The following is a 24,371-nucleotide window of genomic DNA, read 5'->3' on the forward strand; positions in this document are numbered from 1 at the left end:
GTCAGTCCTCCCCTCCGTCGTCGAGGATGTCGAGGAACCGCTCTTCGAGGCCGCCCTCGCGGTCCACCGAGTACAGGCCGAGCGTCGCGTCGCTGAGAGCCTGTGGAAGAGCGACGGCGAATCCCTCCGGATCGTCGGTCCGCACCACGACCGCGCCATCGTCGTTGCGGTCGACCTCGTCGACCGACTCGTGGGTCGCGAGCAGACGAGCCGCGCGGTCGTTGTCTGAGGCGTCGACGACGAACCGTTCGATCCCCGTATCGGAGAGCACCTCCGTGAGCGGTCCCGAGGTCACGACCTGTCCCTCCTTGAGGAAGGTGACCGTGTCGATGAACTGCTCCAGTTCGGTGAGGACGTGGCTGCTCACGAAGATGGTCGTGCCCTCGTCGGTCAGGCTCTCCAGCGCGTCGATGATCATCGCCCGGCCCTCGGGGTCCAGCGCCGCCGTCGGTTCGTCGAGGATCAACAGTTCGGGATCACCGAGCATCGCCTGGCCGACCGCCAGCCGCCGCAACATCCCGCCGCTGTACCCCTCGACCGCCTGGTCCGCCGCGTCAGTGAGGTTCAGCCGCGTGAGCAACTCGTCGGCCCGCTCCCGCGTCGATCCGTCGACGGCCGAGAGTTCGCCCATATAGGTGAGATAGTCCCGGCCGGTCATCGACTCGTAGAACGCCGGGTCCTGCGGCGCGTAGCCGATTTTCTTCGTCGCTGCGCGGGTTCCCGCGGGTTCGCCGCCGATGTAGGCCTCGCCCCGGGTGGGGGTGACCAGCCCGGTGAGCATCTGCATCGTGGTGGTCTTGCCGGCGCCGTTGTGTCCGACGAAGCCGTGAATGTCGCCGCGGTCGACCGTCAGATCGACCTCCGTGACCGCCGTGACGTCGCCGTATTCCTTCGTCAGACCGCGCGTCTCGATCATCGTCATCGTCGGGCCCCCAGTCGCCGCCGTCCGTAGGGGTAAAACAGCGCGCCGACGGCCCCCGCTGTCGCGGCGTACAACACGAGGTCGAGCATCGAGTTCGCCGGTGGCTCCCCGCCGGTCTGTCTCGGTTCGCCGTCGCCGCCGGTGATCGTCGCCGTTCCCTCGCTGTCGATCGGGGTCCCGACGCTCTCGAACGTGTTTCCCGTCACGGTGACGTCCACGTCGAACAGTCGGTCGCCGGTGCGGCCGCTGAGGTAGACGCCCTGCTGCGCGTCTCGGATCGTACTGTCGCTGACGAGTCCGTTGACACTCAGCTCTCGGAACTCGACGGCGGTCTCGGTCGCCGAGATCCGACACTCCTCGACGACGAGACTCTTCGTGAACTGCGAGTACACGCCGTTCGTCCCCCCGGAGAGATCCAGATTCCGGAGGTGGACACCGTCGCCATCGAGGACGCTCACTGCGGCGGTGGCACCCTCGGCGACCACCTGGATGCCTCGGACCGTAGCGAAGTGGCTGGCGACCTGAAGCCCGAACGTCCGGTCGCCGGAACCACCGCTCGCGACCAGCGTCGGGTCGGAGTCGTCGGCGGCCACGAGCCTGATCGGTTTGTCGACGACTAAGCCGGCCTGGTCGTCGCGAGTCTGATCGAAGATCGGGTTCCCGAATCGCGAGTCGGGCAGCGGTGATTCGAAGTCGGAGACCGCCACCTCCCACCTGTCGCCGGCCAGTTCGACGGTCGTCTCGGGGGCGGCGATGTCGATGGCCCGCTGGATGTCTTCATCTGCAGACACTCGCAGGGGCCGCTCGTGGACGTGGATCGGCGCTAGTTCGATGTCGGCGTTGCGCTCGCCGTCCGCCAGAGAGAGCTGCAGCGGAACGATGCCCCTTGCTCCCTCGTCGACGTCCAGTTCGATCCGGAGCGTCGCTTCGTCTGCGATCTCTGTCGGTTCCTCGACCGTCGCCGGCTCGCCGTTGACCCGCACCGACACCGCCGAAGCGGGGACGAGGAACGGCGACTCGCGCGCGAGGATGGTGACGTACCCGGCGTGTGCCACCTCGAATTCCAGCGCGAGCGTGTCGCCGGGAGCCACGTGGGTCGGGAGCCGTCCCGCTCGCCGGACGTCCGGCCGACGTTCGGACTGCAAGCCGATTTCACGGCCGTCGCCGGGCGCGAGACGTCGAGTGACGGGGTCGTATCCCACCGCGTCGGCGGTGACGGTCTCCTCGCCGTCCGGGACCGACAGGGTGTATCGTCCCTGTTCGTCGGTCCGGGTGGTAGCGCCGGTCACGGCGGACACGGTCGCGCCGGCGACGGGGACCCCGTCGGGATCGGTCACCGTTCCGGAGAGCGTTCGGTCGCGGCCCGCCACCTCGCCAGCGGCAGCGGCGGCGTCGACGATCCCGTGCCCGAAGTCACCGTTCGGATCGGGGTGCTCGGAGGGATCGCCCGGTTGCTCGGCGGTCTCTCTGAGGATCCTCCCGAGTTCTGCGGGCGAGCGGTCCCCGTCGAGAGAGCGCAGGAGCGCGATGACGCCCGAAACGTGGGGCGCGCTGTTGCTGGTCCCGTCTGTCCGGAGATGGCCGCCGTCGAACTCGTCGTTGTCGGGGACCGCTGTGAGGACGTCGACGCCCGGGGCCGTCGCGTCCGGGACGACGTACCGATCGGGCCACTCGTCGGGCACCGCATCACTCCGCCAGTACCGATCGGTTCGGATCTCGCCGCCGTTGCCGTTCTGGTACGGCTGCCGTTCACTGTCGACAGCCCCGGTCGTGAACGTGGAGTACAGAGAGCCCGGAGAGAGGTAGAGTTGCGGGCCGACAGCACCGGCGACCACGACAGTCCCGGCCGCGATGGCGTTCGCGAACGGTTCGATGGCTTCGTGTTCGAGCGGACCGAACTCGAAGCTCATCGAAACGACGTCGGCTCCGTTCTCGACCGCCCACTCCAGCGCGGCGAGCGTCGACGCGAATCGCCCGTCGGGGGCCTGCTTTGCGACGAGCAACTCCGCCTCGGGCGCGACGCCGATCTGCGTGCCGCTGGCGTCGCCGCCGGTCGCGAGGCTACTCATCCCGGTGCCGTGTCCATCCGGATCGTGCGGCTCACTGTCGACGCGCTGCCCCTCCGCGTCGAATTCGGCCCACGCAGTGAGGTCGATGTCGGGATGAGAGGCGTCGATACCGGTGTCGACGATGGCGATCCGCGTCCCCTCCCCGCGGGACCCGAACCGTTCCCAGACCGCGGGGACGTTCATCATCTCCAGTCCGTAGCTGACGCCGTCGTCCTGTGTCGTCTGCGCGACCGACTCACCGGTCGCGTCGAGGTCGGGGGGACGCCGGTCGGCGCCGGTGGCCGTCCGATGGATCCGATCGACGCCGTCGATGGCGGCTATGTCGGCGAACGACGCCACTTCGGTGTCGACGGTGACCAGCACCGCGTTCGCCACCCAGAACTGCCGTCGGAGCTCGACGCCCGGCGTCCTCTTCACGGAGTCGACGACGCGCTGTTGCGTCCGGGTGGCGTGCCGTCTGAGTGCCCCGACGCGCTCGTTGCGCGAGGGGAGTTCGCTGACGTCGTCGGCCGTGCCCGCCTCGACCCGGATGATACCCTCGACTCGCCCGGCGCGCTCCACCAGTTCCGGATCGACTGCGCCTTGACTCACCTCGGCACAGCCGGCGACCGTCGCCGCGCCGGCAGCGGCGGAGAGGAACGCGCGCCTCCCCACGGCAGTTGTCTCGTCCATATCGCCGGCTGTGTGAGCCAATAGGTAACTCTTTGCTGTCGGGTATCAGATTCGATACGTCCAGTGGGCGGCCAGGGGTGGTCGAGGGACGGTCGGACGGTCTCTACGGCCGATTCGGCACCCGAACAGCGGATCACCGGAGACGTCGACCACGGGTATCAGTCCGTGGAGACCGCACACGTCGCGTCGAGACACCGCCGGCCGCGCGCAGTCTCGAAGACCGGCAGGCCACAGGCGCAGTCGTCGGCGGCGACGCCCGCGGGGATGGCGAAGGCGGTCTCACAGTCGGGATACGCGTCGCATCCGGCGAGCAGGCGGCCGCCGCGCCGGATGATCCGGAGGTCGTCGCCGCAGTCCGGACAGGTCCACTCGCGGTCGAACCGCTCTCGGACGGCGTCGTCGAGAGACTCACAGGAGCGATCGAGACAGAGGTCGAACGCCGCCCCCGCTTCGGCGCGGATCCTCGGCAGGCCGCACGCCTCGCAGGTGTCGTCGCGGACGGTCGCTCCCGCGGGGAGCGGGAACGTGACGTCGGAGTCGAGGCCGCGGACCGCGCCGCTCGCCCGCACCAGCGGTTCGCCGGTCTCCGGGTGCGACCCGACCGGGACGCCCGCCTCCGTGATCGGGTACTCGACCCAGTCGGACTCCCCGTTGGAGACGACTCGGAGGACCTGCTCGTCGGCACGAGCGACGAGCCCGAACCCCGAGGAATCGGTCTCGACCGTCAGCGAGTCCGGTCGCGTCAGCCACGTCACGGGCTGGTAGCCGTCGGCGTCGTGGACCAGCACGGTTCGGTCCGGCTTGACCACCACCGCGACGTGGCCGCGCTGTGTGCGGGTGCGCGCTCCCTCGAACGTCGTCGTACAGTCGCCGGCGAAGAGTCGGATCGTCTCGGACATACGACGGGCGTGGTCCCGTCATCGGTAATAAAGCCGCTCGCGAAGGTCTTTGTTCGATGGCGTGTGAGGAGAGATATGGACCTGCCCGACGGCGCGGTGTTGTTCGATATGGACGGCGTGTTGGTCGACTCGGAGACCTACTGGCACCGCTTCGAGGACGAGTGGGTCTTCGCGACGGCCGTTGCCTCGGGCGACCCCGCCCACGAGGAGGTGACGGGGATGTCATACGGCGAGATTTACGACTATCTCGACCGGGAGTACGGGACCGCAGTGAGCAAAGCCGAGTTCGTCTCGGCATACGACGACCGCGCGACGTCGCTCTACGGCGAGGACGTGGCGCTGACCGACGGGGTCCCCGACCTGTTCGACACACTGCGCGCGGCGGGACGACCGCTCGCGATCGTCTCCTCCGCACCGCAGGCGTGGATTTCGATCGTCCGCGAGCGGTTCGCCCTCGGCGACCTCGACCTCGTGTTGAGCGCCGAGGACATCGACGAACCCGGGAAGCCCGAACCCCACATCTACGAGCGCGCGGCGGCGGCCCTCGGCTGTGATCCCGCCGACTGCGTCGTCGTCGAGGATTCGGTGAACGGCATCGAGGCGGCCGTCCGGGCGGGGGCGTTCACCGTTGCGTACCGCACGACCCACAACGCGGCGCTGGACCTCTCACAGGCGGATCTCGTCGCCGAGGGGCCCGAGGGACTCCGGGACGTGTTTCTCGGAGAGGCGTAGACGAGGCCACAGGAGACGGCCTCGTCCGGCGGTGGCAAGGCGAATTCACTGGGCAGTAGCGAGACTGAGTCACTCGGCCGTAGCGAGGCGGAATCACTCGACGGCGACGGTCCGCGTCGCTCTGATCGGGAGCAGCGGCTCGTCGGGGAACGTCACCTCGACGACGTACTCCAGATCGTCGGCGTCAGCGCCGAAGACGCCCACCGGGACGGTCGTCGCATCGGAGAGATACGTCTCAGTCTGACTCATCTCGACGCCGTTGACCGTCACGCGGACGCCGATCGCCGCGCTTCCGCCGTCGTTGCCGACGACGACGTCGCACATCTCGTTCTGCCCGCGTGGGATGCGCTCGGGGAAGTCCCCCCACGAGACGTCGATCGCCGGGAAGTCGCGCGCGTTCTCGACGATGCGTTCTGCGACGCCCGCTGAGAGTCCGGCGCGTTCGAGTTCGTCGGTCCCGGCGGCGACGACTTCGGCGGGGTTGTGAAGCCCGCCGGTCGCGAGCGTCCGCGCACGGTTGGGGCCGATCCCGTCGACCGCCGTGAGGCCGACGGCGTCCCGCGGGACGCCGTGTTCGACGCGGGCTTCGACCCGGCGGGCGAGGTTGGCCGCCCGGGGCCCCGAGAACTCCGCGAGGAACTCCCGGAGTGCCGACAGCAGTCTGAGCGCGTTCTGTCGGATGATCCACGCGTCCGAGCGGAGGTCCGCGGGGGTGCTGTTCTGCATCCCGGCGTGGAGGATCGCGAGCACCTTCCGGGGCCCGTCCTCCAGCCCGGTCGTGACGTCGGAGAGCACCGCGTCGACGGCGTCGGTCTCGGACTGCCGGGCCGACACAGAGTGGAACTCCGCCGCGCCCGCGACCGTCTCGAGGATCCCGTCGGCGTCGATCGTCTCCCGGGTACAGAGGTCGTGAAAGCGCTCGGCGGTGTCGAGGCGGAGATAGTACTTCGAGGCGAGGCGCCCGAGTGGCGTCCCGTCGACCGAGAGGTCCTCGCCCATCTCGACGAAGCCGCGGTCGACGAGCGATTCGAGCGTCTCGCGAACCCGCCCGCGGAGGTTCGCGAAGTCGTACTGCTCGGGCTTCGACTGCGCGCGCCGGTAGTAGAACGTGGTCTCCAGCCACGAGAGCACGTCGTCGAGGTCGCGGATGGTCCCCATCGCGATCTCGGCGTTGAGGTGAGAGTCCAGATCCTCCGCCAGTCGGGACTCGATCTCTTTGCCCTCCCGGAGCAGTTGTCGGTACTTCTCGGCGTCCCCGCGGTCGCAGACGACCCAGCCGTACCCGACGTCGTCGTAGCCCGGCCGACCCGCGCGCCCGAGCATCTGGAGGATGTCCAGCGGCGAGATGTCGACCTCGCCTTCGAGGGGGTCGTGGTACTTGGTGTCGCGGATGACGACGCAGCGCGCCGGGAGGTTCACGCCCCACGCGAGCGTCGACGTCGAGAACAGCAGCTGGATCTTCCCCTCTTTGAACCACTCCTCGGCGCGGTCGCGGTCACCCTTCGAGAGCCCCGCGTGGTGGAACGCGACGCCGTCCGGGACGCTCTTCGCGAGGGTGTCGTCGTCGAGGTCCTGCGCCTCGGTGTGGAAGTCGTAGTCGCCGCGCGCGCCCATCGGGATGTCCCGCTCGGCGATCACGTCCCGGGCCTTGCCCGCCGCCCGGGAGGCGTCCTGTCGCGAGGAGACGAACACGAGCGCCTGCCCGTCGTCGCGGATGTGTTCCTCGGCCAGATCGAGTGCGCTGTACAGTCGGCGGTACTTGTCGGCGAAGGCGTTGTCGCCGTGGGTGTACGTCTCAACGCCCGCGTGGAGGTCGACGGGGCGGTACTCGTCGCCGAACTCGAAGGTCGTCTCCTCGGCGGCGTCGAGCCACCCCGCGACATCTTCGATGTTCGGCATCGTCGCCGAGAGTGCGACGATCCGCGGGTCGCAGATCCGGCGGAGCCGCGAGACCGTCACTTCGAGGACGCCGCCGCGGGTGTCAGAGTCCAGGAGGTGGACTTCGTCGATGACGACGCAGTCGACGTCGGCGATGAACGAGTAGCGCGCGGAGTCGTGCTTCCGCGTCGCGGAGTCGGTCTTCTCGGGCGTCATCACCAGGATGTCCGCGCGTTCAGCGCGTCGGGGGTTGAGGTCGCGCTCGCCGGTGACGACGTAGACCGAGTAGCCGAGGTCCTCGAAGCGCTCCCACTCGGACTCTTTCTCGTTGGTGAGCGCCCGCAGGGGCGCGACGAAGAGCGCGGTGCCGCCGTCGTCGATCGTCCGGCAGATCGCCAACTCGGCGAGCGCGGTCTTGCCCGAGGCGGTCGGCGCAGCCGCGACGACGTTCTCGTCGCGCTCGAGGATGGCGGGCGCGGCCTCCCGTTGCATCCGGTTGAACTCCTCGAATCCGAACGCCTCCGCGAACTCCGGGACGATCTCGGCGACTTTCACGCCGCGGCCCTCCTCGGGGGCGACGGTCGTCGGGACGCGGGGAAGACGACGCTCGGCGGACGGGACCGAACGGGACGAGAGGAAAGAGGGGGCGGAGCGAGACGAGTCATATCCGACACCGGGGCTTCCGGGTGCAAAGTCGTTTCTCCATCGGCCGCACGAAACGCGCGCGGAGCGCGGACGGAACGCGGCGGGCGCACGTGAAACACCCCGTGGAGTTCACGCGTTACTCGCCGTGGAGCTCACGCGCTACTCGTCCGAGCGCCGCTTCGGGAGGACCTGCCCCCAGAGCACCTTGTCGAGCAGTCGGACGGTCGTGGGCTCCTCGACGGAGAGTTGACAGGAGAGCCGCGGGTAGCCGAAGCGAACCGCCGCCGCGTCGTGCCAGTGGCTCGGCTCCGGCGCGGGGTCGACTTCGACGGTGCAGGTCGCACACAGCCCGCGGCCGCCGCAGTTAGCGTGCCGGGAGAGCGATCCGTAGACGGGGTAGTCTCGATCGAGCAGCGCCCGGCGGAGGTTCGCGCCGCGGTCGACCTCGACGGTGGTCTCGGCGTCGCCATCGACGACGGTCAGCGGAACCGGGTCGTCCATAGGCCGTGTATCGACCGCTGCCCACCTCACTCTACCGGCGGTTGCGAGCGGATCGGGGGATCGTCGCGACCGCGCGGTCCCTCGATGTCGACCCCCGCACCTCATTACGGGCGGCCGCCAACGCCGGATATGGAACTCGAGTGCGCCTTCTTCGGGCCGTTCCGCGAGCCGGTCGGAACGAAGACGGTCGTCGTCGATACCGACGCCGAGACCGTCGGCGACCTCCTCGTGGAACTTGAGGACCGGTACCCGGGCTTGGAGGGACGACTCCGCGACGGCGAGGAGTTAGCTGGAGAGGTCGTAGTGACGCTGAACGGGAGCCACGTCCAGCACGAGGACGGGTTCGAGACGCCGCTGTCGGCCGGGGACGTGATTCGGGTCTCGCCCGCCGTCTACGGCGGATAGCGCGGAAGTCGGAGGCCGATCGGAGACGGCGACTCGATCAGTCGTCCGCCGAGGCCTGCGCCGCGCCCGAATCGAACCGCGGTTCGGGGACGGTGCCGTCCTCGTTCCACTCGCGGGCATCGTAGTACGCAGCGAGGGCGGCGTCGATGTCCGGGAGGTCGTAGGGGAGTTCGTCGTCCGCGCGGTCGTAACCGCGGCGGTTGTTGAAGTGTCGCTCGCGCTCGATGACGCCCGCACCGACGTCGAGCAGGTCCTCGTAGTCGGCGTCGAAGAGCGCCTCGAAGTCCTCGGGTTCGATGTACTGGCCCGAGAACGCGCAGACGACGCCCGAGTCGCGGAACGCACAGAAGTTCTCCTGGTCGATCAGCGTCTCCACCTTGTCGAGCGTGCCTTCGGTCTCGATGACGCCGCCGTAGGTGAGACCCATCATCTCCGCGTACAGGTGATCGCCGCCGCGGTTCGCGACCGCGTACTGGAGACCGAGTCCGTGCAGGACACGCCCGTCGTGGGCGGCGAACTCCATCCCCTTCATCGTCATATCGTCGACGCCGAGGTCGTCGTGGACGCGGTGGACGCCTTCCGCGAGCAGGTCGCCAACGCCCTCACGTCGGGCGATCTGCTCGGTCACTTCCTGAGCGAGGTCGGCGTTCCCGAACTCGTCTTCGCTCTTGAGGTAGGCGGCGACCGTGACGCCCGCGGAGATGGTGTCCATCCCGTACTGGTCACAGAGTTCGTTCGCTTTCATCACGTCGAGGAGGTCGCCGATGCCCTGGCTGGACCCGAACGAGTAGATCGTCTCGAACTCCGGGCCCTCCGTCTCGAAGCCCGTCTCCTCGTCGCGTGTCGGGAGCTTACACGCGAAGGCGCACTGCGAGCAGGCCGCCTTCTTGTACTTCTTCTCCTCGACCGCGTTCCCGCCGATGTCCGCGGCGTGTTCGAACTCGTAGTCCTCGAAGTAGTGCGTCGGGAGCGAGAAGTTGTCGTTGATGAACTCGGTGCCGCCGGCCGTTCCCTGGCGCTTCATACTATCGTCGGCGGTGGCTGCCTCGCGGTGAATCTCCGCGGCGGCGTCGGCGGGGACCTCGACGTCCGGTCGGGCGTCGCCCTCGAACGTGACGAGTTTCACGTTCTTCGAGCCCAGGACGGCCCCGAGCCCGCCGCGGCCGAAGGCCCGCGAGTCGAACGTCATCACGCTGGCGAACCGGACGAGGTTCTCGCCCGCGGGCCCGATCGCGACGCAGTGCTCCGAGCCGAGGTCGTGGTGTTCTTCGGCGTAATCGCTTACCTCCGGGACGAGTGCGCCCTCGAGTTCCGGTACCTCCTCGAAGGTCACGCCGTCGTCGCGGACGTGGACCGCGAGCAGTTCGTTGCTCTCGCCCACCAATTCAACCACGCTGGCGCCGGTGTCGGCGAAGTTCCGCGAGAGGTAGCCGCCGGCGTTCGACGAACAGAGACCATCTGTCAGTGGCGACAGCGCGGTCATATTCATCCGCCCAGTGAAGCTCATCCGTGCGTGTTGCAGCGGTCCTGTCGAGAGGTACGCGCGGTTCTCCGGACCGAACGGATCGGCGTCGAACGGGATCCGTTCGTGTGCGAGGTGTGTCGCTGTGGCTCGCCCGCCGATCGTCTCGGACAGCAGATCGTCGATGTCGGTGCGCGTCGCGGTCCGATCGGTGAGGTCGATGGTGAGGAGCGGACCTTTCGCGTGTAGCATCTCGACGTGCTACGTGAGCAAATAATAATTAGCTTTGGGACGTTACGCGCAGCCGAGCGAGCGAAACACGACGCCGACGGAACCCACGCGGAGTTGGACTGGCCGTCGCGCTGAAACTACGGTTCTCACGGCACTGATCACGCGGCAATCGAGACAGCGAGTCGGACCGTTCCCGGGAGATCCGGAGACCCGCCCCGTCCGCACCGTGTGAATGCCCCCCAACATCACATCTGATAAGCCGGCAGCAATCTTGAAGTATGTACGACGGAACCTTCACATCTTGAATGGTGCCCGTTTCGGATACGGACGTTCTTCCACTACAGCCGTATATCGACGGTGAATACGGTGCCGCACGGGACGAGCTCGAATCGGTCCTGAACACACTTGAGGCGTCGACGGACCTCGCGTTCGGCAGACTTGCCGACGCGTCCGAGTTCGATCCCGACTCGCTGTCGCCGAAACATGCCGGAGCGATGGTGTTCGCGACGGGACCGGACGCCGTCCCAGAGCGCATCGACCGACCGACGGTATGGGTGTCTGCGGATGCGGCGACGGCCACGCGAGCGATCGAGGCGGGCGCGGTCGACGCCCTGACCTGGACGCCAGGAGCGGATCACTCTCTCCTCGCGACGAAGGCGACGCGCGCGTTCCAATCGGTCGAAGAATCTCCCCCCGACATCGACGAAGTTCGACCTGCATCGGTGAACGGCCGGGGACCGGTTCGGGCCTTAGAACGGATCGAAGACGGGATCATCGAAATCGACTGCAGCGACAGGGTTACCTACCTCAACAGTGCTGCGGCGGCGTTTCTCGATACGGAGCGATCCGAGGGGATCGGCGCGCCGCTCTGGGAGCTGCTTACCGACGAGACGGCCGCGCAGATCAGCGACGAGTTGGAGACGGCGCGATCGACGGGCGAGGTGACAGGCGTAGAAGTCACCACGCCGAACGATCAGTGGTTCGAGGTCACCCTGTACCCGGACGACGACGGAACGGCGGCCTACGTCCGCGAGATCACCGCGGAGCGGCGGCGGGAGACCGACCAGACGCTGTATGAGTACCTCGTGAAGACCGTCGGCGACGCCGTCTACATCCTCGACGAAGAGGGTCGATTCATCTTCGTCAACGACGCGCTGTGCGAAATCTGCGGCTACGACCGGGAGGAACTCCTGGGGTCCTCAGTCCACCTCATCAAGGACGATCACACGGTCGAGGAGGCCGAGGACGCACTCAGAGACCTGCTGCGAGAGACGGGAGACGCGAACGGGAGCGACGTCTCGATCGCAAAGCTCGACGTCGAACTGATTACAAAAGACGGAGAGCGGATCCCGTGCACGGACCGGATGACGCTCCGGCCGCTGGAAGACGGGAGCTTCTCCGGAACCGTGGGAACCCTCCGGGACATCAGTCGGCAGCGTCGTCGCCAGCAGATCCTGAACAACCTGTTGGAGGCCACGCAGGATATGGTCGCCGCCGAGACGACGACCGAAGTCGCAGAACGGGTCGTCGACGTCGCGGCCAACACGATCGAGACGGACGGCGCAGTCGTCCGCGAACACGACTCGAAGACCGACCAACTCGTCCCGGTCGCAGCCTCCGACGGCGTCGTCGGGACGATGGGCGAGCGGCCGCTGTATGAGACCGACGAGGGCCCGGTCGGGACGGCGTTCACCGAAGATCGGGTCGTCACGACCGCCGGTGCCGACCACCTGCCGGACACCCCGATCGACGTGAGTATGTACCTCCCGATCGGCGATTCGCGCACGCTCAGTGTCGGCCACCGTGACAAGGACGGGTTCACCGACGACGAGCGGCGCTTCCTCGAACTGCTGACGGCGACGGCCGAGTCGGTGTTCGAGCGCGTCGAGCGCGACGAGGAGTTGCGGCGGTACGAGGCCCTCGTCGAGACGGTCGACGATATGCTGTTCACCATCGACGACGAGGGCGCGTTCACGCTCGTGACCGAGTCACTGGCCGAAACGCTCGGGACGACGCGCTCGCAGTTGGTCGGGACGAACATCGCGGACGTGCTGTCCGAGAGCGCGGTCGCATCGCAACTGGTCTCGCTCTCGGACGGCTCTGCCGTCGCGGAGGTGGGACTGAACTCCCGCGACGGCGATGAGGTCCCGGCCCGCATCTCAGCGACCCCGATTGCGCAGTCGAGGGGGGATGGGGTGGTCGGCACCCTCCAGGACATCCGGGAACTCCGGGTGGCACAACAGGAGGCGTCCCGCCACCGGACGCGGTTCGCCGAGCTGTTCGGGAACCTGACTGATCCCTTAGTCGAGTTGTCGTTCGAGCAGGACCACACCGAAATACGCGCCGTCAACGAGCCGTTCGTGGACATCATCGAAGGGACCGAAGACGATGTGGAGGGCTCGCGGCTGACAGCGATCGATAGCGCCGTGCCGCCGGGGATCCGTGACGCACTCGAAGACGTCCGCGATCAGGACGCAGACGTCGAACGCGAGGTTCGTGTTCAGACGACCGACGGTGTGGGCTTCTACCTGCTCCGGAGCGTCACGTACAGGAACGGCGGGGGCAAGCAGGCGTTCGTCGTGTTGACCGACGTGACCGAGGTCAAACGACAGGGGACGCATCTACAGGTGCTTCACCGTCTCCTCCGGCACAACCTTCGCAACCGGACGAACGTCATACAGGGCCACGCAGACCTCATCGAGGCCAAGACCGACAACGAGCAGGTCGCGACGTACGCCGAACAGATCGCCACTGCCTGTCGGGCGCTCGTCGACACGAGCGAGACGGCCCGGGCGATACAGCGTGTGCTCCGGAACAGCGACGCCGAGCCCGAACGGCTGTCACCTGCGGAGATAGAAACCCGACTCCAGCGGCTCGTCTCCTCGACCGCCGGATCGGACGCGGTCGACGTTCGGATCGCCGTCGACGCGACCACGAACGTCCGGTACGACGACCTGATCGAGAGCGGCTTGCGAGAGCTGCTGGAGAACGCCATCGAGTACGGGACGCCGGACTCGGACGCCGTCGTCGAGATTTCGGTCACCACGTCCGAGGAGGGAAGCGTCCGGTTCGCAGTCAGCGACGACGGCCCGGGGATCCCCGAAGCGGAGTGGTCAGTCGTCACCGAGGATCGGGAGATCACGCAGCTCCAGCACGCGTCGGGGCTGGGTCTCTGGCTCGTCAAGTGGGTCGCCAACGCACGCGGCGGGGAGCTGGAGCTCGTGGTCGCGGACGAGTTCGGAACGACGGTGGCGATGGACCTCCCGGCGTGACAGCGCCGGTCGGCGACGCCGGTGCGAACGGAACCAGTTGTGGCTACGAACGGCACCGGTCCATCCGCAGGCTTTTGCTCGGGCGCACTAAGGTAGGGATATGAGCGGGACGGGCAGGCGTAAGCCGGACTGGCTAAAGATGCGACCGCCTGCGGGGCGTCAGTTCACCGACATCAAGGAGACGCTTCGCGACCGGGACCTCAACACGGTCTGTGAAGAGGCCAACTGCCCGAATATGGGCGAGTGCTGGAGTGGCCGTGACGGCCCGGGGACAGCGACGTTTATGCTGATGGGCGATCGCTGCTCGCGCGGGTGTAACTTCTGTGACGTCGAGACCGGCGGGATGGAGGCACTCGACGCCGAGGAGCCGGCGAACGTCGCCGAGGCCGTCGCCGAAATCGGCCTCGACTACGTCGTCCTCACGTCGGTCGACCGCGACGACCTGCCGGATCAGGGCGCGAGCCACTTCGCGGAGACGATCCGGGAGATCAAAGAGCGGGATCCGACGATCCTCGTGGAGGTCCTGATCCCGGACTTCCAGGGCGAACCGGAGTTAGTGCGAGAGATCATCGACGCCGGACCGGACGTGATCGCCCACAACGTCGAGACCGTCGAACGCCTCCAGTGGCCCGTCCGTGATCGGCGGGCGGGCTACGAGCAGTCGCTGTCGGTGCTCGAACAGGTGAGCGAGGAATCTGACGTGTACACGAAGACGAGCCTAATGCTCGGGCTGGGCGAGTACGATCACGAGATCTATCAGACGCTGTCGGATCTCAGAGAGGCCGACGTGGACGTGGTGACGCTGGGGCAGTATCTCCAGCCCTCGCGGTCGCACCTCGACGTCTTCGAGTACGTCCATCCCGACGCGTTCGAGACGTGGCGCCGGGTCGCCGAGGAGGAACTCGACTTCCTCTACTGCGCGTCGGGGCCGATGGTCCGCTCGTCGTACAAGGCGGGCGAACTCTTCGTCGACGCAGTCCTCCGGGACGGGAAGGACGTCGAAACCGCCCGGCGAGAGGCGCGCGCTGCGAGCGACTGAGGCTGTGCTGGAGCCCCGGCTGTTGGGAGGCCTCAGCGGGGAGTTTCGTCTGGAGGCACCGGCGGGACGTCGTCACACGCGGCCGCAGGAGTAACATCAAGCGATCTGGAGGGGGCATCCCGAGACTGAAGCGCCTGCCTGACGAAGTGGGGAGCGATATGTCCGACCGATGCCGCGGAAGTGAACGGACAGAGACAGGAGGCCGGTGTCTCCGATGACGCCCATCGGGTTGCAGACGGCCCCGACGCCGGATGGCTACATCAGTGAACTGCTCGTGACCGTCGGACTCCCGACGCAACTCGCGAACACAGTCGCCTCGGGGGTCGTGTTCGTCGTGGTGTTCGTCGGGGTCTATCTGGTCAGCAAACTCGCGATCGTGCCGGTCGTCGCGCGACTGCTCGACAACCGTGGCGTCGAAGAGCACGTCCGGAAGCCGCTCACCCTCGTCGTCTACGGGGCGCTGTTGTTCGTCGCCGCCGGACTCGCCTTCTCGCTCGCCGGCCTCGGGAACATCCTGGTGGCGCTGTCGACGGTGACGGCTGCTGCGACCCTCGCCGTCGGGTTCGCGATGCAGGACGTCATCAAGAACTTCGTCGCCGGCGTGTTCATCTACACCGACGAGCCGTTCCGGACCGGCGACTGGATCGAGTGGGAGGGCAACTCCGGCTACGTCGAGGACATCAGTCTGCGGGTGAGTCGCGTCCGAACGTTCGACAACGAGCACCTCACCGTCCCGAACTCCCAGCTCACAGACGGCGTGATCAAGAACTACGACACGCACGGAACGCTGCGATTGAAGTTCACGTTCCGGGTCGGCTTCGACGAGGACCTCGACCGAGCGAGAGACATCGTCGTCGAGGCGGCGAAAGCCCAAGACGGCGTCCTCGACGAGCCGGAACCGTCGGTGCGGCTCGTGGAACTGAACGACGCCTCGTTCGGGTTACAGAGTCGCATCTGGATCGACGATCCCGGCGGCTCGGACTTTCTCAGGATCCGCGGCCAGTTCGTCCAGCGCGTCAGCGAACGCTTCGCTGCGGAGGGAATCAAAATTCCCTATCCCCATCGGACCGTCGACGGGTCACTGGAACAGGTGGATCGGTCCTCGCCGGCCACCTCTGACGACTGATCGCGGGGCCGCACTATATCGCCTGCCGGCGGTGAGGCGGGCACCGAACTGGCACCCACACGACTTTGATCCCCGGATCCGGAGTACGGAGTATGCCCGGAATGGACGAGGAGACTGCGGATCTGATTCTCTCGATACGGGAGGACGAACGCCGGCGCGCGGTCCTCGATCACCTCTCCGCGGGAGCAAAGACCGTTGGCGACAGCGAGAGCGATGCGAACGCCGACGTGCGATCGGTTCTCGAGGAGTTCGCGTCGGCGGGCATCGTCGAGCGCGACGGATCGACGTACGCACTCACCGAGGTCGGCGAGCGGATCCACGAGTACGCCACGGCGGACTGGAACCCGTCCAACGAGGGCACCAAGCGAGCGGCGACGTTCGAGACGCTATCGGACTGCGAGTGGCACTGTTCGGCGTGTGAGTTGCCGAGTTCCCAGCCCGCGAAGGACATTCAGATGCTCCGGAAGGAGGGGTTCGAGTTCGTACAGAACACCGGCCAGGGCCAGGGCGACTACCGTCACTGTGAGACCTGCGAGGCGACGACGTTCCACCGGAAACTCAAGTACCCGTTCCCGACCCAGCAGTCGATCACGCGGCAGGACATGCCCGATTCGTTCAAGCGCCGCGTCCGCGACCTCTACGACCACCGCGACGCGTTCGACGGCTCGTCCCCGAGCACGACGCTGGAGGTCGACCACCGCGTGCCCGAGGTGCGCTGGGAGGAGTCCGAAAGCTTCGACTACGAGTCGATGACCGACGAGGAGGTCACAGAGCACTTCCAGATCCTCTCGCGGAAACACAACCTCCTGAAGAGCCGGAAGTGTGAGTCCTGCGTGGAGACCGGGACGCGACCGCCGTTTATGCAGATCGAATACTACTACGAGGGCGACGAAACGTACGACGAGGACCTCGGGTGCGTCGGCTGTGGGTGGTACAACCCCCACGAGTGGCGAGCGTCGCTCCAGGCAGAACTCGACGAGTGATCGGCAAAAAGAGCTATACTGGCCCGATGGCTCTACGGAGACACGCTGGAGGCTCACGTGTCTACGCAAGTCGGGGAGGGGACGGTCGCACTGGTTCGGCAGGTCGTCGAGTTGAACTGCGACGATGAACATCTCGTCGCCCTTTCGGCCGCACAGATCGCACAGACGTTGCAGGGGAGCGGACTGGACCGCTCGGAGATCGAGCGGGCGCTGTCGGAACTGACAGCGCGCGGCGAACTCGTACAAACCGAGGACGGGTACCGCTGCGCGGAGTAGTGGACGCCGGGATGTACCGCTGCGGGACGCCCGGGCGAGGGTCGGCCCCGCACCGGAACCCCGTGGTTGTTAAATACGACCGGCGTCGAGAGTTCGAGAGACCAGCGAATGCCGGAGACAGATCTCGATCGTTCGGCGGTCCACGTGCTCGACCTGTTCTGTGGGGGCGGGGGGCTCTCGGAGGGCTTCCTGCAGGCCGGCTACGACGTCGTCGCCGGCGTCGACGTCGAAGCGGACTTCCTCGCGACCTACGAAGCGAACCACGAGGACGCCCTCGCGATCCAGGCCGACCTCTCGGCGGTCGACCCCGAGTCGTTCTTCGAGTCGCACCCGATCCAGCGAGACGAAATCGACGTCGTGATCGGGGGGCCGCCGTGCAAGGGGTTCAGTATCGCCGGCCATCGCGATCCCGACGACGAACGCAACTACCTCGTCGGGACCTTCATCGACTTCGTTGAGTACGTTCAGCCGGATGCCTTCGTGATGGAGAACGTCCCCGGCATCAAGTCGATGGAAGGGGGCGAGACGCTGCGGGCGATCCTGGAGGGCTTCGAACGCGCGGGGTACGAAAAGCCCGCCTACGAGACGCTGAACGCCGCCGACTACGGCGTGCCCCAGAAGCGCCGCCGCGTGATCTTCCAGGGTCGGCGCGACGGCTCGATCCCGACGTACCCCGAACGCACGCACGGACCATCGAAGCAGGCGACACTGACCGGCAGGCAACTGAAGCCGTACGTGACGGTCGAAGAAGCCCTGCTGCAGCGGGGAGACGCGGACCCGATCCCGGAGTTACCGAACCACGAGACGACAGATCACTCCGCGGAGATGATCGAGCGCATCGCCGACGTCGATCCCGGCGAGAGTCTGTATGAGAGTTACGGCGACAGTTGGCGGCGGTTGCCCCGGAGCGAGCCCTCGATCACGGTCAAGGAGAACCACAACGCCCCGTTCATCCACCCCGTCGAGGACCGCGTGGGAACGGTTCGGGAGTGCGCGATCCTCCAGTCGTTCCCCGACGACTACGTGTTTCGGGGGCCCAAGAGCACGCAGTTGAAAGTCGTCGGCAACGCCGTGCCGCCGGGGCTCTCGAAGGCCATCGCCGAGTCGCTGGCGACGGATCTCGCGGCGATGCGGCAGGCCGGCGTCGCGGACGCGGAGTAGAGCTACTTCTCGCGCCTGACGATGTTGTACCCTTCGAGCACCTTACCGAGACGGGGCATCGAGGCGACGACGACGTCGCAGGCCGGCCGAACGGCGTCTTTCGGCAGGTAGCCGACCGAGAGGCCCGCGACCTCCAGCATCGGGAGGTCGTTGGCGCCGTCGCCGACGGCGATCGTCCGGTCGAGCGGCACGTCGAGGTCGCTGGCGAGTGATTCCAGCGCCTCGTCCTTCGTGCCCGTGACGAGCGGACCGTCGACCGCGCCGGTGAGGCGTCCGCCGTCCACCGGAAGTCGGTTGGCGACGATGGTGTCGACCTCGACGCCCTCGTGTGCTAAGGCCCGCTCGACCCCCCGCTCGAAGCCACCGGTGAGGATGGCGACGTGGTGGCCGGCATCGCGGAGGCGCGCGATGAGGGCAGCCGCGCCGGGCCGGAGCCGCACCTCGTCGAAGGCCGCTTCGGCGGCCTCCTGCTCGAGTCCGTCGAGTAGCGACGCTCGCTCGCGGAGGCTCTCGGCGTACGAGAGTTCGTCGTTCATCGCGCGTTCGGTGATGTCGGCGATCCGGTCGGCGACGTCCAGCTGCTCGCCGAGCAGGACCATCATCTCCGAATCCGAGAGCGTTCCGTCGAAATCGAAGGCCACGAGTCGCATATCTGGCCGTCGTCGCGGGAGGCTTTCAAGTCACCTATCGCGACACCCCACGACAATCGATAACAGGCCACAGACGGCCGCTACCGACGAGAAGAAACGTTTAACCCCGGAAACCAGATAGGGTTCGTATATGAAGGTGCTTATTACGGACCCGATCGACGACGCGGGGCTCGAACGCCTCCGCTCGTCGGGCCACGACGTAGAGACGGCCTACGACGTGGAGGGCGAAGCGTTGCTCGAAGCGGTCGCAGACGCCAACGCGCTCGTCGTTCGGTCCGGAACCGAGGTCACCACGGACGTGTTCGAGGCGGCCTCGGACCTCGTCATCGTCGGTCGCGCCGGGATCGGCGTCGACAACATCGACATCGACGCCGCCACCGAACACGGCGTGATCGTCGCTAACGCGCCGGAGGGAAACGTTCGCGCCGCCGCCGAGCACACGGTCGCGATGTCGTTCGCCGCCGCGCGTTCGATTCCGCAAGCGCACGTGCGACTGAAGGGCGGCGAGTGGGCCAAGAGCGACTACCTCGGGACCGAACTCAACGGGAAGACGCTGGGCATCGTCGGCCTGGGCCGCGTCGGCCAGGAGGTCGCAAAGCGGCTCGACGGCCTCGGGATGAACCTCGTCGCGTTCGATCCGTACATCAGCGAGGAGCGCGCTGAACGGCTCGGCGCCGAGCTCGTCGAGTTCGAGGCGTGTCTCGAGGCGGCGGACTTCCTCACCGTCCACACGCCGCTGACACCCGAGACCGAGGGGATGATCTCGACCGAGGAACTCGAACTGATGGGCGGCGGCTTCCTCGTGAACTGCGCCCGCGGCGGCGTCGTCGACGAGGACGCGCTCGCAGCGGCTGTCGACGACGGTATCCTCGACGGGGCTGCAGTCGACGTCTTCGCCGACGAACCGGTCTCGCCGGACAGCCCCCTGCTCGACGTCGACGAGATCGTCGTCACGCCGCACCTCGGCGCGTCGACGGAAGCCGCCCAGGAGAACGTGGCGACCTCGATCGCCGACCAGATCGACGCGGCGTTCGCGGGCGAACCGGTGATGAACGCGCTGAACGCGCCTTCGGTGGACGAGAGCGTCTTCCCGCGTATCCGTCCCTACATCGGCCTCGCGGAGACCGCCGGCAAGATCGCCGCGCAACTGCTCGACGGCCGGATCTCCACCGTCGAAGTCTCCTACGAGGGCGACATCGCCGAGGAAGACATCGAACTCGTCACCGCGTCGGCGCTGAAGGGTGTCTTCGAGCCGCTTGAGTGGCAGGTCAACTCGGTCAACGCGCCGCAAATCGCCGAGGAGCGTGGAATCGAGGTGACCGAATCCAAGCGGCTCCAGTCGGCAGACTTCCAGAGCCTCGTGACCGTCGAGGTCGGCAACGACGAGGATTCCCTGAGCGTCTGTGGGACGCTCTTCGCCGGTGAGGACCCACGGATCGTCAGGATCGACGGCTACCGGGTCGACGCAATCCCGTCCGGAAAGATGCTCGTCGCCCGCAACGCGGACAAACCGGGCGTCATCGGGTTCATCGGGTCCGTGCTCGGCGATCACAACATCAACATCGCGGGGATGTTCAACGCTCGGCGGGACAAAGAGGGCGGCGAAGCGCTCACCGTCTACAACCTCGACGATCCCGTCCCCGAGGACGTCGTCGGGACGATCCTCGCGGACGACCGGATGATCGACGTCACGTATCTCACGCTCAACGGCGCAGAAGAGCACGAAAAGTAACCACCGGCGACCGGGGCTACGGGCGGACCCGCGCCGCCGCAGTTCGAAGCCGTTCGGCGACGGACGCGGCCAGTGTGCGCAGGGTGTCGCCTCCGTTCGCCGCCGACTCGTCTTCACCTGTCGTCTCCGTCGCACGCTCCAGTTCCGCCGTTCGCTGCCGAAGTTGCCGTTCGTAGCGGTCGATGACGTCCTGACGCTCGCGTCGGCGGCGGTCCAGACAGCGCTCCAGACGCGCTTTCTCGCGCTGCAGACGGACGTTTTCTGCTTCGAGTCGGTCGTTCGTGCGTTCGAGTTCGACGATCCGTTCGACGAGCAGTGACGACGATGGCGGGCCGGTACCCGGCTCGGCGGTCGAATCGCCGTCGGTGGGCGGCGGGGAAGACGGCGAGGACATATATGTGGTACGGTACTACATACCAAAGAAGGCCCGTCAGACGAGCGACAGACACTGAAACGCACGTGAAGAAGCGAGGCAGGACGAACGGACGGAGCGGGGTGCGAGACGCGAGGGCGTGGCGTCAGTTCGCGCCGATATGCTCTAAGACGGCCTGCGTGTCGTTGGCGACGGGTTCGGGGTCACCGCCGGCCTCGAACGCGGCGTCGGGATCTTTCAGCAGGTGGCCCGTGGTGAGACAGACGACGTCCTCGTCGGCGTCGACGACGCCGCGATCGCGGAGTTTCTTCAGCCCAGCGATCGAGGCGGCGGAGGCGGGTTCGACGCCGATGCCCTCCTTGGCCAGGTCGCGCTGCGCCCCGGTGATCGCCTCGTCGGAGACGGAGACGGCCGTGCCGCCGGTCCCGCGGATGCCGGGCAGCGCCTTCGGGGCGTTGACGGGGTTACCGATACGAATCGCCGTCGCGCGGGTCTCGACGTCCTCCCACCGCTCGGTGTCTTCCCACCCGTGCTCGATCGCCTCGACCATCGGGGCGGCGCCCTCGGCCTGGACGCCGGTGAGTTTGGGGACCTCGGCCGGGTCGAGCGCGCCGGACTGGACGAGTTCGCGGAACGCCTTGTACAGCGCCGAGGTGTTGCCCGCGTTCCCCACGGGCAGGACGATCCGGTCGGGGAACCGGCCGTAGTCGTCGCGGAACTCCTCGAGGATCTCGAGACCGATCGTCTTCTGCCCTTCCAGACGGAAGGGGTTCAGAGAGTTCAGGAGGTACACCTCGCCGCGCTGTGCGAGGTCCTGGACGATATCGAGACACGCGTCGAAGTTGCCGTCGACCTCCAGGATCCGCGCGTCGTGAAGTGCGGCCTGTGCAATCTTGCCGGCCGCGACCTTCCCCGCCGGGAGGAGCACGAGCGTCTCCATCCCCCCGCGTGCGCCGTAAGCGGCGAGCGCGGCCGAGGTGTTCCCGGTCGAGGCACACGCCAGGCGATCGACGCCGAGTTCCTTCGCGACGCGGACGCCGACAGTCATTCCCCGGTCTTTGAACGACCCCGTCGGGTTCATGCCTTCGTGTTTGACGCGGAGCGTGTTGACGCCGATCTCCTCGCGAAGGCGCGGTGCTTCGTGGAGTGGCGTGTCACCCTCCGGGAGACTGACGCCCATCTCGAACGGCAGTGCAGCGTGATACCGCCAGACGCCGCGACCCTCGTTCTGGAAATCCTCGAACGTCGGCGGGTCGGCGTAGCGGACCTCGAGCAAGTTGCCGTCCTCGCCGGTGTACCTGATTTCGTCGAACGGCGCGTACGTCTCGCCGGTCTCGATGTCGGCAAGCCAGACCCCGTCTTCAGCGACCGCAGGAGCATCGGGCGCTGGCGAAGTGAGTTCGAGACTCATCGTGAGAACTGTCGCGTTCGGCCGTGAAAAGGAGGGCGGTTCGCGTGCCGGTGCCCGAAGTCCGATGGGGCGAACTCAGGCGACCTCGTCCTCACCGTACTCGTCGATGCTGCGGTGGACCCGCTCGACCCACTCGTCGAGCGCGCCGTGGAGCATCTCTTTGGCGTCGGGAAGTTCGGTCCCGGTGTACTGATAGATGTACCCGCCGGAGTCGAGGAGTCGGCGCTCGCGTTCGGCGAGTCCCTTCTCCATCAGCGTGGTGAGCGACCGGTTCACGTTACTCCGGTCGCGATCGAGGATCTCCGCGAGTTCCGCGACGGTGCTGCCGGGATTGTCGAGGAGTGTGAGATATGTTCGGCTCTCGTGTCGCTGGATCCCGAAGACGCAGGCGAGGACCTGCTGGAACCCGGGGTTTTCGGTCTCCAGGAGGTCGCTCATCTCTGGCACGTCGCTCATATCATCAATACACCGCCGCCGCGACTAAAGTCCGGGGTACTCGGCAGAGACGAGCAGGCACCGCCTCTCACTCCGCGCGCCCGTAGCCCATATTCTCGATGCAGGTGCGCATCTCGGCTTCGTCGTCGTGTTTGTGCAGCGTCGTCGGCGTGTCGCAGTAGTACGTCTCGCCGTCGTGTCGGAGCGAGAGTTGGTGGGTCCCGCCGAGCAGTTCGGCCTCGACGACGACGCGGCGTCCCTCCCGGAGTTCGTCGAGAATCTCGGTCGCGGTCAACTCGCCGGATTCGATGCGGAGCGGATCGGCCATACTACACGATGTGAACAGAAGAATATGATTGTTTGCGGTCGCTCGGAACGGGACAGCGCCGAGATCAGTTCGTCGTCGACCGCGACCGATCCTCAGACTCGGGGGGTTCGACGCCCTCGGCGGCCTCGGCGGTCTCTGTCTCCTTGCGGGTGTGGACGTGCCAGCGGGTCACCTCGTCGTCGTACTCGCTGAGGCGGTCGCTGACTTCCGTCTTGAGTTCGTCGTCGTTGATGTTGACCTCGAAGATGAACGAGACCTCGTCCTCGCCGCGGGTCGACTTCTGGATGTTGGCGCTGACCAGTTCGTTGTCGAAGTAGTACGGCGCCAACTGGGTCATCACCCGCTGGTAGACGGTGTTCTCCACGCGCCGGAGGGCCCGGCGGCTGGCTGAGTCCGCCGCGCGGGCGACGTAGCCGAGGGACTCCGACCAGCGTTCCACCGCACCATTGCTGTCTCCCTCTTCGACGCGTTCGTATGACTCCGAAAGCCGTTCGCCTGCGGTCTGGAGGTCCTCGTCGGGATCTTTTCCTGCCTTTTCGCCCTCGCCTTCGGAGACGCTCGCCTGGACGGCCGTCTTCTCACTGACGTCCTCGCCGAGTCGCTCGTGAGACTTCGGCCGCCACTCGTCCCACTCCTCGAAGGCGTCACTGTCGACGCCCGCATCTTGGAGCGCTCGCGTGATACGCTCGCCATGTTCGACGACGTCCCCCCAATTGCCCCGAACTTTGAATCCGGAGACGCTCTCTTCCATCGTCTCGGGCGAGGTAGGGCCGGCAGGGTATAAAAATCTACTCCGCGTTGTGCGACCGTTGCTCACACCCGACGGCTCGAATCGGTGGCGCTAAACGGCCGTGAATGGCGGCAGTTCGGGTGAAGACGCGGGATTCAGACAAACAGGGTCGAGTTCAGCGGTCGCCGTAGATGAACGAGGTCGCCGCGCGATCCAGCCGGCTGGCGAGTCCACCGAGCCACGCGCCCGGCGAGATCCGTCGTAGCGCGTCGTCGTCGACTTCGATTCGCTCTCCGTCGAAGGGGCCGTCGCCGTCGACGTCTGTCGCTTCCACGACGGTCGACATCGAGCATCGGCCGCAGGATTCGGTGTTCCCGTTCGTGCGCATTATCCCAAATGACGGCGCAAAGAACATTAAAATTAGGGGAAGATCGGGCCG

At 66.9% G+C, this 24,371-nt stretch carries 22 protein-coding genes; 9 read left to right on the plus strand and 13 right to left on the minus strand.

Features of this window, described 5'->3' with window-relative positions:
* Nucleotide 1: 1 nt before the first annotated feature.
* From BLU74_RS03530 to BLU74_RS03540, 3 genes are all read right to left on the minus strand, one after another.
* Nucleotides 2–922, minus strand: a complete 921-nt coding sequence (locus BLU74_RS03530; RefSeq protein WP_089765314.1) for an ABC transporter ATP-binding protein — start codon at nt 920–922, stop codon at nt 2–4.
* Nucleotides 919–3,663, minus strand: a complete 2,745-nt coding sequence (locus BLU74_RS03535) for a S8 family serine peptidase (protein WP_089765317.1) — start codon at nt 3,661–3,663, stop codon at nt 919–921. Before BLU74_RS03535 ends, BLU74_RS03530 begins: the two co-directional genes overlap by 4 nt.
* Before the next feature lie 158 nt (nt 3,664–3,821).
* A complete protein-coding gene (locus BLU74_RS03540; RefSeq protein ID WP_089765319.1) occupies nt 3,822–4,562 on the minus strand; it encodes a PDDEXK family nuclease in 741 nt (246 codons plus the stop codon).
* Nucleotides 4,563–4,643: 81 nt separating this feature from the next.
* Between BLU74_RS03540 and BLU74_RS03545 the strand changes: the two genes are divergently transcribed.
* On the plus strand, nt 4,644–5,294 hold the full coding sequence (locus tag BLU74_RS03545) for an HAD family hydrolase (RefSeq protein ID WP_394327862.1): 651 nt from the start codon (nt 4,644–4,646) through the stop codon (nt 5,292–5,294).
* Between the two features lie 93 nt (nt 5,295–5,387).
* Here the strand turns inward: BLU74_RS03545 and BLU74_RS03550 are convergent, their stop codons facing one another.
* A complete protein-coding gene (locus BLU74_RS03550) occupies nt 5,388–7,727 on the minus strand; it encodes a DEAD/DEAH box helicase (RefSeq protein WP_089765323.1) in 2,340 nt (779 codons plus the stop codon).
* A gap of 249 nt (nt 7,728–7,976) precedes the next feature.
* Nucleotides 7,977–8,318, minus strand: coding sequence for a 2Fe-2S iron-sulfur cluster-binding protein (locus BLU74_RS03555; RefSeq protein WP_089765325.1), 342 nt, complete (start codon nt 8,316–8,318; stop codon nt 7,977–7,979).
* 129 nt (nt 8,319–8,447) lie between these two features.
* On the opposite strand from BLU74_RS03555, the gene BLU74_RS03560 reads away from it, so the two are divergent.
* A complete protein-coding gene (locus BLU74_RS03560; RefSeq protein WP_089765327.1) occupies nt 8,448–8,723 on the plus strand; it encodes a ubiquitin-like small modifier protein 1 in 276 nt (91 codons plus the stop codon).
* Nucleotides 8,724–8,760: 37 nt separating this feature from the next.
* Here the strand turns inward: BLU74_RS03560 and BLU74_RS03565 are convergent, their stop codons facing one another.
* Nucleotides 8,761–10,437: an aldehyde ferredoxin oxidoreductase C-terminal domain-containing protein gene (locus BLU74_RS03565; protein WP_089765329.1), complete on the minus strand. Its 1,677-nt coding sequence runs from the start codon at nt 10,435–10,437 to the stop codon at nt 8,761–8,763.
* Nucleotides 10,438–10,721: 284 nt separating this feature from the next.
* Between BLU74_RS03565 and BLU74_RS03570 the strand changes: the two genes are divergently transcribed.
* The 6 genes from BLU74_RS03570 (at nt 10,722) to BLU74_RS03595 (ending at nt 18,273) form a co-directional block, all read left to right on the plus strand.
* Nucleotides 10,722–13,688: a PAS domain S-box protein gene (locus tag BLU74_RS03570; RefSeq protein WP_089765331.1), complete on the plus strand. Its 2,967-nt coding sequence runs from the start codon at nt 10,722–10,724 to the stop codon at nt 13,686–13,688.
* A 100-nt stretch (nt 13,689–13,788) separates the two neighbouring features.
* Nucleotides 13,789–14,727, plus strand: coding sequence for a lipoyl synthase (lipA, locus tag BLU74_RS03575; protein ID WP_089765334.1), 939 nt, complete (start codon nt 13,789–13,791; stop codon nt 14,725–14,727).
* 214 nt (nt 14,728–14,941) lie between these two features.
* Nucleotides 14,942–15,853 (plus strand): mechanosensitive ion channel family protein, encoded by a 912-nt coding sequence (locus tag BLU74_RS03580; RefSeq protein WP_089765337.1) that lies wholly within the window; start codon nt 14,942–14,944, stop codon nt 15,851–15,853.
* A 92-nt stretch (nt 15,854–15,945) separates the two neighbouring features.
* Nucleotides 15,946–16,836, plus strand: coding sequence for a hypothetical protein (locus BLU74_RS03585; protein WP_089765339.1), 891 nt, complete (start codon nt 15,946–15,948; stop codon nt 16,834–16,836).
* A gap of 57 nt (nt 16,837–16,893) precedes the next feature.
* Complete coding sequence (locus BLU74_RS03590; RefSeq protein WP_089765341.1) at nt 16,894–17,112, plus strand: hypothetical protein; 219 nt, start codon at nt 16,894–16,896, stop codon at nt 17,110–17,112.
* Nucleotides 17,113–17,220: 108 nt separating this feature from the next.
* Entirely contained in the window at nt 17,221–18,273 is a 1,053-nt protein-coding gene (locus tag BLU74_RS03595) for a DNA cytosine methyltransferase (protein ID WP_089765343.1), read from the plus strand.
* A gap of 2 nt (nt 18,274–18,275) precedes the next feature.
* On the opposite strand, the gene serB is transcribed toward BLU74_RS03595, so the two are convergent.
* Nucleotides 18,276–18,923, minus strand: a complete 648-nt coding sequence (gene serB, locus BLU74_RS03600) for a phosphoserine phosphatase SerB (RefSeq protein WP_089765346.1) — start codon at nt 18,921–18,923, stop codon at nt 18,276–18,278.
* Nucleotides 18,924–19,053: 130 nt separating this feature from the next.
* Between serB and serA the strand changes: the two genes are divergently transcribed.
* Nucleotides 19,054–20,655, plus strand: a complete 1,602-nt coding sequence (gene serA, locus BLU74_RS03605; protein ID WP_089765349.1) for a phosphoglycerate dehydrogenase — start codon at nt 19,054–19,056, stop codon at nt 20,653–20,655.
* Nucleotides 20,656–20,671: 16 nt separating this feature from the next.
* Here the strand turns inward: serA and BLU74_RS03610 are convergent, their stop codons facing one another.
* From BLU74_RS03610 to BLU74_RS03635, 6 genes are all read right to left on the minus strand, one after another.
* Nucleotides 20,672–21,049: a hypothetical protein gene (locus tag BLU74_RS03610; RefSeq protein WP_089765351.1), complete on the minus strand. Its 378-nt coding sequence runs from the start codon at nt 21,047–21,049 to the stop codon at nt 20,672–20,674.
* A gap of 124 nt (nt 21,050–21,173) precedes the next feature.
* A complete protein-coding gene (gene thrC, locus BLU74_RS03615; RefSeq protein WP_089765354.1) occupies nt 21,174–22,439 on the minus strand; it encodes a threonine synthase in 1,266 nt (421 codons plus the stop codon).
* Nucleotides 22,440–22,514: 75 nt separating this feature from the next.
* Nucleotides 22,515–22,895 (minus strand): helix-turn-helix domain-containing protein, encoded by a 381-nt coding sequence (locus BLU74_RS03620; protein WP_089765356.1) that lies wholly within the window; start codon nt 22,893–22,895, stop codon nt 22,515–22,517.
* A 67-nt stretch (nt 22,896–22,962) separates the two neighbouring features.
* Entirely contained in the window at nt 22,963–23,202 is a 240-nt protein-coding gene (locus BLU74_RS03625; RefSeq protein WP_089765359.1) for a DUF8001 family protein, read from the minus strand.
* Nucleotides 23,203–23,266: 64 nt separating this feature from the next.
* Entirely contained in the window at nt 23,267–23,953 is a 687-nt protein-coding gene (locus BLU74_RS03630) for a DUF5828 family protein (RefSeq protein ID WP_089765362.1), read from the minus strand.
* 154 nt (nt 23,954–24,107) lie between these two features.
* A complete protein-coding gene (locus BLU74_RS03635; protein WP_089765364.1) occupies nt 24,108–24,320 on the minus strand; it encodes a DUF8007 family protein in 213 nt (70 codons plus the stop codon).
* Between the last annotated feature and the right edge of the window lie 51 nt (nt 24,321–24,371).

The sequence above is a fragment of the Halobellus clavatus genome, from assembly GCF_900107195.1.
In the GTDB taxonomy this organism is placed as follows: Archaea; Halobacteriota; Halobacteria; order Halobacteriales; family Haloferacaceae; genus Haloquadratum; species Haloquadratum clavatum.

What these genes read in the sequence shown, in the direction of transcription:
- BLU74_RS03530 (WP_089765314.1), bottom strand. Translation starts at nt 922, where the DNA reads ATGACGATGATCGAGACGCGCGGTCTGACGAAGGAATACGGCGACGTC.
- BLU74_RS03535 (WP_089765317.1), bottom strand. Translation starts at nt 3,663, where the DNA reads ATGGACGAGACAACTGCCGTGGGGAGGCGCGCGTTCCTCTCCGCCGCT.
- BLU74_RS03540 (WP_089765319.1), bottom strand. Translation starts at nt 4,562, where the DNA reads ATGTCCGAGACGATCCGACTCTTCGCCGGCGACTGTACGACGACGTTC.
- BLU74_RS03555 (WP_089765325.1), bottom strand. Translation starts at nt 8,318, where the DNA reads ATGGACGACCCGGTTCCGCTGACCGTCGTCGATGGCGACGCCGAGACC.
- BLU74_RS03560 (WP_089765327.1), top strand. Translation starts at nt 8,448, where the DNA reads ATGGAACTCGAGTGCGCCTTCTTCGGGCCGTTCCGCGAGCCGGTCGGA.
- BLU74_RS03565 (WP_089765329.1), bottom strand. Translation starts at nt 10,437, where the DNA reads ATGCTACACGCGAAAGGTCCGCTCCTCACCATCGACCTCACCGATCGG.
- BLU74_RS03570 (WP_089765331.1), top strand. Translation starts at nt 10,722, where the DNA reads ATGGTGCCCGTTTCGGATACGGACGTTCTTCCACTACAGCCGTATATC.
- lipA (WP_089765334.1), top strand. Translation starts at nt 13,789, where the DNA reads ATGAGCGGGACGGGCAGGCGTAAGCCGGACTGGCTAAAGATGCGACCG.
- BLU74_RS03580 (WP_089765337.1), top strand. Translation starts at nt 14,942, where the DNA reads ATGACGCCCATCGGGTTGCAGACGGCCCCGACGCCGGATGGCTACATC.
- BLU74_RS03585 (WP_089765339.1), top strand. Translation starts at nt 15,946, where the DNA reads ATGCCCGGAATGGACGAGGAGACTGCGGATCTGATTCTCTCGATACGG.
- BLU74_RS03595 (WP_089765343.1), top strand. Translation starts at nt 17,221, where the DNA reads ATGCCGGAGACAGATCTCGATCGTTCGGCGGTCCACGTGCTCGACCTG.
- serB (WP_089765346.1), bottom strand. Translation starts at nt 18,923, where the DNA reads ATGCGACTCGTGGCCTTCGATTTCGACGGAACGCTCTCGGATTCGGAG.
- serA (WP_089765349.1), top strand. Translation starts at nt 19,054, where the DNA reads ATGAAGGTGCTTATTACGGACCCGATCGACGACGCGGGGCTCGAACGC.
- BLU74_RS03610 (WP_089765351.1), bottom strand. Translation starts at nt 21,049, where the DNA reads ATGTCCTCGCCGTCTTCCCCGCCGCCCACCGACGGCGATTCGACCGCC.
- thrC (WP_089765354.1), bottom strand. Translation starts at nt 22,439, where the DNA reads ATGAGTCTCGAACTCACTTCGCCAGCGCCCGATGCTCCTGCGGTCGCT.
- BLU74_RS03620 (WP_089765356.1), bottom strand. Translation starts at nt 22,895, where the DNA reads ATGAGCGACGTGCCAGAGATGAGCGACCTCCTGGAGACCGAAAACCCC.
- BLU74_RS03625 (WP_089765359.1), bottom strand. Translation starts at nt 23,202, where the DNA reads ATGGCCGATCCGCTCCGCATCGAATCCGGCGAGTTGACCGCGACCGAG.
- BLU74_RS03630 (WP_089765362.1), bottom strand. Translation starts at nt 23,953, where the DNA reads ATGGAAGAGAGCGTCTCCGGATTCAAAGTTCGGGGCAATTGGGGGGAC.
- BLU74_RS03635 (WP_089765364.1), bottom strand. Translation starts at nt 24,320, where the DNA reads ATGCGCACGAACGGGAACACCGAATCCTGCGGCCGATGCTCGATGTCG.